This is a genomic window from Halomonas sp. BM-2019, assembly GCF_017584085.1.
The window spans coordinates 1,294,741-1,301,701 of sequence record NZ_CP071922.1; the positions used below are offsets into that span (position 1 = coordinate 1,294,741).

8 protein-coding genes are annotated in these 6,961 nt (G+C 69.6%); 6 read left to right on the top strand and 2 right to left on the bottom strand.

The features are described from left to right. The 3 genes from J5F18_RS06560 to J5F18_RS06570 form a co-directional block, all read left to right on the top strand. A partial coding sequence (locus J5F18_RS06560) for an iron chelate uptake ABC transporter family permease subunit (RefSeq protein WP_346301483.1) occupies positions 1–672 on the top strand: 672 nt, incomplete at its 5' end. Beyond that, the gene (locus J5F18_RS06565; protein ID WP_346301484.1) at positions 672–1,484 is read left to right on the top strand and encodes an ABC transporter ATP-binding protein; all 813 of its coding nucleotides are present in this window, start codon (positions 672–674) and stop codon (positions 1,482–1,484) included. The genes J5F18_RS06560 and J5F18_RS06565, both read left to right, overlap by 1 nt. Before the next feature lie 69 nt (positions 1,485–1,553). Next, a complete protein-coding gene (locus J5F18_RS06570) occupies positions 1,554–3,374 on the top strand; it encodes an ABC transporter ATP-binding protein (RefSeq protein ID WP_346301485.1) in 1,821 nt (606 codons plus the stop codon). 68 nt (positions 3,375–3,442) lie between these two features. Here the strand turns inward: J5F18_RS06570 and J5F18_RS06575 are convergent, their stop codons facing one another. Both J5F18_RS06575 and J5F18_RS06580 read right to left on the bottom strand, forming a co-directional pair. Beyond that, positions 3,443–3,658, bottom strand: coding sequence for a hypothetical protein (locus J5F18_RS06575; RefSeq protein ID WP_346301486.1), 216 nt, complete (start codon positions 3,656–3,658; stop codon positions 3,443–3,445). 224 nt (positions 3,659–3,882) lie between these two features. Continuing rightward, complete coding sequence (locus tag J5F18_RS06580) at positions 3,883–4,317, bottom strand: SRPBCC family protein (RefSeq protein ID WP_346301487.1); 435 nt, start codon at positions 4,315–4,317, stop codon at positions 3,883–3,885. Between the two features lie 55 nt (positions 4,318–4,372). On the opposite strand from J5F18_RS06580, the gene J5F18_RS06585 reads away from it, so the two are divergent. From J5F18_RS06585 to J5F18_RS06595, 3 genes are all read left to right on the top strand, one after another. Further along, positions 4,373–5,950, top strand: a complete 1,578-nt coding sequence (locus tag J5F18_RS06585) for an NAD(P)H-dependent oxidoreductase (protein ID WP_346301488.1) — start codon at positions 4,373–4,375, stop codon at positions 5,948–5,950. Positions 5,951–6,164: 214 nt separating this feature from the next. Next, on the top strand, positions 6,165–6,584 hold the full coding sequence (locus J5F18_RS06590) for a DUF6789 family protein (protein WP_346301489.1): 420 nt from the start codon (positions 6,165–6,167) through the stop codon (positions 6,582–6,584). A gap of 179 nt (positions 6,585–6,763) precedes the next feature. Further along, positions 6,764–6,961 (top strand): hypothetical protein (locus J5F18_RS06595; protein ID WP_346301490.1); only part of this gene is annotated, 198 nt, incomplete at its 3' end.

Below are 6,961 nucleotides of genomic sequence, written 5' to 3' on the forward strand. Positions count from 1 at the left end.
GTCGTGGGCCTGGGGGTCTCCCTGGCGCCGCCGGCCATGGCCCTCACCGGCGCGGCCACCGCCGCGGCTATCACCTTCGGCCTGGCCAGCGGCGGCGATACCCGCGGCTACCGTTTCATCGTGGCCGGCATCGGCATCGGCGCGGTGTTTGGCGCCATCACCCAGCTGCTGCTGGCCCGGGTGCCCATCGACACCGCCAACGCCGCCTACCCCTGGACGGTGGGCACCCTCAACGCCCGCCCGGGCAGCGCGGTCACCGTGCTCGCCCTGGGCCTGGCCGTGGGCCTGCCGCTGGCCCTGGCCCTGGGCCGCTCGCTGTCGCTGATGCGCTTCTCCGACGCCGTGGCCGCCGGGCTCGGCGTCAGGCTGCGCCGCCGCCGCGCGCAGGTGCTGGCGCTCTCGGTGCTGCTGACGGCGCTGGCCGTGGCGGTGGCCGGGCCGGTGGGCATGGTGGGGCTGATCGGCCCGGAGATCGCCCGTTCGCTGTCATCGTCCCGGGGTGTGCCCCTGGCCGCCTCGGCGCTGGCCGGCGCCCTGGTCATGGTGCTGGCCGACCTGGCCGGCCGCGTGCTGCTGGCGCCCATCGAGTTGCCGGTGGGCATCGTCACCGCCATCGTCGGCGGCCCCTGGCTGCTGTGGATCCTGCTGCGACCCGCCTCGAGGAGGCTTTGATGAACGCGCGAACCCTGCCGCTGCAGCGCCTGGAGGCCGAGGCGCTGAGCCTCGCCCACGGCCGCACCCCGGTGATCCACGGCCTGGATCTCGCCCTGCCGCCGGGCAGGGTGACTGCCATCGTCGGGCCCAACGGCTGCGGCAAGTCGACCCTGCTGGCCGGCCTGGCCCGGCTGCATGCTCCGGAAGGGGGCGCGGTGCTCCTCGACGGCGGCGATATCCAGCAGCTGCCGGCCCGGGAGCTGGCCCGGCGCCTGGCGCTGCTGCCCCAGGAGGCCAGCGCGCCGGAGGGGCTCACCGTTCGCGACCTGATCCGCTTTGGCCGCCAGCCCCACCAGGGCTGGCTCAGCCAGTGGTCGGCCGACGACCAGCGGGCGGTGGAGGAAGCGCTGGCGGCGGCGGGGCTCCAGGCCCTGGCCGAGCGCCCCCTGGAGGCGCTATCCGGCGGCCAGCGCCAGCGCGCCTGGATCGCCATGACCATCGCCCAGCAGACCCCGCTGCTGCTGCTCGACGAGCCCACCTCGGCCCTGGACCTGGGCCACCAGCTCGAGGTGTTCGAGCTGGTGCGCCGCCTGGCCGCCGCCGGCCGCACCCTGACCCTGGTGCTCCACGACCTGGCCAGCGCCTGCCGCTACGCCGACCACCTGGTGGCCATGCGCGAGGGGCGCATCGTGGCCCAGGGCGCCCCGACTGAGGTGGTCACCGAGGCGCTGGTGCGCGAGCTCTACGACGTCGCCTGCACCCTGCTCCACGACCCGGTGACCGGCACCCCCATCCTCACCGACCTGCGACGGCTGCGCTCCCCAGAGTAACTGCCGGGGGCATTGGTGGGGCAGGGCCGCCGTCGGCTATCCTTTTCGCGTCAATCACAAGGACACCCCATGACCCACACCGCTGCCCCCAACAGCTTCCAGGCCCTGGTGCGCCTGCTGCGCTACGCCCGCGGCTACCGCCGGCGCATCATCGCCGCCACCAGCTGCTCGATCATCAACAAGATCTTCGATATCGCCCCGGAGATCCTGATCGGCGTGGCCATCGACGTGGTGGTCAACCAGGAGCGCAGCTTCGTGGCGCAGCTGGGCTTCACCACGCCCCAGGAACAGATATTCGTGCTGGCGATCCTGACCTTCTTCATCTGGGCCGGCGAATCGATCTTCGAGTACCTCTACAAGATCCTGTGGCGCAACCTCGCCCAGCGCCTCCAGGCCGACATGCGCCTGGACACCTACGAGCACGCCCAGCGCCTCGACATGGCCTACTTCGAGTCGAAGAGCTCGGGGCAGCTGGTGGCCACCATGAACGACGACGTCAACCAGCTGGAGCGCTTCCTCGACGGCGGTGCCAACTCGCTGATCCAGGTCGGCGTCACCGTGGTGGCAGTGGGCGCGGTCTTCTTCGTGATCTCGCCGCTGATCGCGCTGCTCGCCTTCACCCCCATTCCACTGATCATCTGGGGTGCCTTCTTCTTCCAGCGCAAGGCCGGTCCCCTGTATGCCGACGTGCGCGAGAAGGTGGGCGATCTCGCCAGCCGGCTCTCCAACAACCTGGCTGGCATCGCCACCATCAAGAGCTTCACCAGCGAGGCCCGGGAGGCGGCGCGGCTGCGCGAGGTGAGCGAATCCTACGTGGAGGCCAACCGCCGGGCGATCCGCGTCAGCTCGGCCTTCATCCCGGTGATCCGTATGGCGATCCTCGCCGGCTTTCTGGCCACCTTCACCGTGGGCGGCCTGCTCGCCCTGCGCGGCGACCTCAACGTGGGTGCCTACGGCGTGCTGGTGTTCCTCACCCAGCGCCTGCTCTGGCCGCTGACGGGCCTGGCCGAGGTGATCGACCTCTTCGAGCGCGCCATGGCCAGCACCCGGCGCATCCTCGACCTGCTGGCGGTGCCGATCATGGTGCGTGACAACCATGACGCCCCCCTGGCCGAGCCCCTGCGCGGCGAGGTGAGCTTCGAAGGAGTGAGCTTTCGCTATGCGGCAAGCGGCGTGGGGGTGGAGAACGTCAGCCTGCAGGTGCCGGCCGGCCACACCCTGGCCCTGGTGGGCGCCACCGGCTCCGGCAAGTCGACCCTTATCAAGCTGCTGCTGCGCTTCTACGACCCCAGCGCCGGGCGGGTGCTGATCGACGGTCAGCCCATCGATGGGGTGAGCCTCGCCTCCCTGCGCGGGGCCATCGGCCTGGTCAGCCAGGACGTCTACCTGTTCGAGGGCTCGGTGCGCGACAATATCGCCTACGGGCGCCCCGAGGCGACTGAAGCCGAGATCGTCGAGGCGGCACGCACCGCCGAGGCGTGGGAGTTTATCCAGGCGCTGCCCCAGGGGCTCGACACCCCGGTGGGGGAGCGGGGCATTCGCCTCTCCGGCGGCCAGCGCCAGCGGCTGTCGTTGGCCCGGGCGCTGCTCAAGGACCCACCCATCCTGGTGCTGGACGAGGCCACCAGCGCCGTGGACAACGAGACCGAAGCAGCCATCCAGCGCTCGCTGCGGCACATTGGCCACGGCCGCACCGTGATCATGATCGCCCACCGCCTCTCCACCATCGTCCACGCCGACGAGATCGTGGTGATCGAGAGCGGAAGGGTAGTGGAGCGTGGCACCCACGACACCCTGCTTGCGACCGACGGCCGCTACGCCGCCCAGTGGCGGGTGCAGACCGGCGCACTCTCGGCCGATGTCACCGAGGGCCAGGTCACCGATGCGTAAGGGGCTGGAGTACCGCCAGGCTACCGGGAGCGGAGGCCTCGGTCAGCCTGGCCAGGGGGTGCCTCTCTTCACCCGACCTTCCAGAGCTGGAGAAGGGGCGCCTTGAGGCCGTCACGCCTGGCCAGGTACTCGGCATCTCGACGGGCGTTGGCGGCCTGCGTGACGCTCATTGGCCCGTCGTGTTGCAGGCGGTGCGGCAGGGGGACCGCCCGGTGTTCCGGGCGGGGCTTCCTGCGGCCCAGAACGGCCCTGGCGATGGCGTTGGATATGCGATGCGTGTTCATGAGTGCCCTCCAGTTGGCGACGGTGCGTCAGCGTGCCGTAAACTGACTCCCTGGCCATCCGTGACGCCATGCGCTTGCGTCATCGGACGTTTTGAAACATTAGCACACAATTTGTTACATGCAAGGCGCATCTGTTTCTGACTATCGGTGCGCGTACTGTGTGGGAGCCAATGGGCTGCGTGGCAGGTAAAGGGCCACCCGCCAACTCCGGAAACGCGATGGTGCTACTTCCGTGCGTCCTGTTGCGCTTGCAGCTGCGCCTCTACCCTGCTGATGATGTCCCGGCTCAGCTTGCGCAGCAGGGGCCTGGCGGCGAGGCTGACCGCCTTCTCGAGCGGCGGAGCCGGCAGGCGGTAGGCCAGGGTGAGATGGATATGGGTCCCGCCTTCGATGGGCGTCAGACGATAGCAGCCGTGGTTGGGCACGCCGCCTATCGAACGCCAGGCGAAGCGCTCGGGGGGCGTGAATTCCGTGATCTCCACCTCGAAACTCAGCGGCAGGCCGGCCACCCGGAGCTGCCAGCGGTAGCGACGCTCCCCCAGGCGAACTATGGTGTCTATGGCGTCGCTGTAGTCGGCGAACGCCTCCACGCGGTCGATGAGCGCAAACACCTCCTCCGGGCTGGCCGAGATCTCGGCCTCATACTCGATCTCATGCATGCTTCTCTCGCCCCTCTGTCAACTGTCAAGACGATGCGGTGATACGGATTAAGGTATGACAACGTTCAGGAAGAACGACGCGCCGGCCGGCGAAGGGGAGCCGGGGCGTCCGCCGGTCAAGGTGCTGGTGATCCTCGGGCACCCGCGCACAGACAGCCTCTGCGGGGCATTGGCGGACGCCTTCTGCGAAGGGGCCCGTGCGGTGGGCACCCAGCTGCGCCGCCTGGATCTGGCGACGCTGGCGTTCGATCCGTACGTGCACACGCCATCGCCCAGCGATCAGCCCCTCGAGGACGACCTTTGCCGGGCCAGGGAGCTCGTCGCCTGGGCGGAGCATCTGGTGTTCGTCTACCCCACCTGGTGGGGGTCGGTTCCCGCGCTGCTCAAGGGATTCCTGGACCGTATCATGGCACCGGGATTCGCATTCCGGAGCTGTGAGGGGGGGATCGGCTACCAGGGACTGTTGAATGGGCGCTCGGCCCAGCTGATCACCACCATGGACACCCCGCCGCTGATCCACCGGCTGCTCTATCGCGAGCCGGGCAAGAATGCCATGGCGCGGGCCACCCTGGGCTTCTGCGGCGTTCGCCCGGTGCGGTCGATCGCCTTCGGCTCGGTCAAGGAAGCCAGTCCGCAGCAGCGTCAGGCCTGGCTCGCCCGCGCCAACCGCCTGGGACGTCAGCTGGTGCGCGGCCGGATCACCCCGACGGAACGCCTCCAGCACAAGGCGGGAGCCTGGCTGCGCGCCCTGCGCCTGCAGTTCTATCCCATGACCTGGGTCGCCTATGCGGTAGGCGGCCTCGCCGCCTCGCCGGGCGGGGGCGTGTTCGGCAACCCGGTGTTCTGGCTCGGCTACCTCTGCCTGTTCCTGCTCGAGGTGGCCACCGTGCTGATCAACGAGCGGGTCGACCTGCGCACCGATCGCGCCAACCGCTTCTACAGCACCTTCACCGGCGGCTCGCGGGTGCTGGTGGAGGGGCTGCTGAGTCCGCGCGAGGTCAAGGCCGGCATCGTCGCCACGCTGCTGGGCTTCGTGGCGAGCACCGCCTGGCTGCTCGGCCTGGCACCGGCGGCCCCGGCCGGCGTGATCCTCGTGCTGGGGGGGATGGCGGCGCTGGCCATCGGCTATACCCTACCGCCGCTGATGCTCAGCTATCGCGGCCTGGGCGAGCTGGACGTGGCGGTCACGCACAGCATCGGCGTGATGCTGTGCGGCCATCTGTTTCTCGGCGGGGCCTGGGGCGATCCGCTGCCCTGGCTGTTGAGCCTGCCGCTGCTGCTGGCAATACTCCCCTCCATCACGCTGGCGGGTATCCCCGATCTCGAGGCGGATGCGGGAGCCGGCAAGCGCACCCTGGCGGTGCGCCTGGGGTGCAAGGGAGCGCTTGAGGTGGCACTCGGTTTCACACTGCTCGCCGCTGCCGTGGCCGTGGCCTGGCAACTGATGGGAGTGGCCGGCGGCGCCTTCGCGGGCATCGCCTGGGTGGCCGTCCCCCACGGCGCCTGGCTGGCCTGGCTGCTGATCCGGCACCTGCGAGCGGACCGCCCTCCCGGGCGCATCGATGGCCTGATGGTCGCCTCGCTGGGCTATGTGCTGTGGTTCGGGCTGGTTCCCCTGTTCCGGCTGGCCTGAGCGCCTGAGAGCGCCCCCTGCCCGGCACCGCATGCCGCGGTTGAGGGCCCAGGACCCCCGACCCAGGCATTGCACCTATACTGTGGCCAGGAGGCTGTCGTGCGTGACGCCGATCGACCACGAATCTGTCTTTCTCGAGCGATCGGTCGACGCCCGCAGCCTCCCGGCACAACGGCTAGCGAGGTGCGTCATGGTCATTCGCTTGGGCAGAGGAATGCTTGCCGGACTGGTGGCCACCCTGGTCATCTCCCTGTTCATGATCCTGCGCCTGTCGGCCGAGATCATGCCCTGGTACAACATCGTCGAGATCATGAACCTGACGGCCCAGAGCGTGCTGGGCACGCCCAACAGCATTCTCGTGGGCTGGCTGATCCACTTCGTGGTCGGCACCCTGATCTGGGGCACGCTGTTCGCGCTGCTGGCGCCCTACCTGCCCGGCGGCACCGATGCGCGCCGCGGGCTGGTGTTCGGCCTGGGTGCCTGGCTGGTGGTGATGATCACGGTGTTTCCCCTGGCCGGTTCGGGCATGTTCGGCATGGGGTTCGGATTGATCGCGCCCATCTCCACCCTGCTGGGCCATATCGTCTTCGGACTGGTGCTGGGGGCCACCTACGGCTGGTTGCAGCGCCTGTAGGGGGGGCGTCGGTCAGGCGTCGAACACCGGCAGGGTTGCGCAGTGGGCGTGCCCAGAGCCCTTCGAGGCGCGCCCACTGCGGGTCCGGGAACAGCTGGCGCCCCATCGCGCAGCTCAGCTTCACCCTCAGCCAGGGCACGGGGTGGGGATCGTCGAGTCGCAGGCGGAACACGAAGGGCTTGGGCAGGCTGACTACGCCGATCAGCCCCGTTGAGGACGTCGGCGAAGATGTCCAGGGAGTCCAGCTCGGCATTGAAGCGCATCTTGAGCATCGCGAAGCGTCGCTGCCGCTCACGGGGCGGGGCGGCATGCCCCGCCGACCCCTGCAGCCAGTCGATGAACCCCTGCACCTCATCGTGCAGCTCACGCCGCTCGCG

Coding starts and splice junctions, on each gene's coding strand:
- J5F18_RS06590 (WP_346301489.1), top strand. CDS start 6,165: ATGCTTGCCGGACTGGTGGCCACCCTGGTCATCTCCCTGTTCATGATC.
- J5F18_RS06570 (WP_346301485.1), top strand. CDS start 1,554: ATGACCCACACCGCTGCCCCCAACAGCTTCCAGGCCCTGGTGCGCCTG.
- J5F18_RS06585 (WP_346301488.1), top strand. CDS start 4,373: ATGACAACGTTCAGGAAGAACGACGCGCCGGCCGGCGAAGGGGAGCCG.
- J5F18_RS06575 (WP_346301486.1), bottom strand. CDS start 3,658: ATGAACACGCATCGCATATCCAACGCCATCGCCAGGGCCGTTCTGGGC.
- J5F18_RS06580 (WP_346301487.1), bottom strand. CDS start 4,317: ATGCATGAGATCGAGTATGAGGCCGAGATCTCGGCCAGCCCGGAGGAG.
- J5F18_RS06565 (WP_346301484.1), top strand. CDS start 672: ATGAACGCGCGAACCCTGCCGCTGCAGCGCCTGGAGGCCGAGGCGCTG.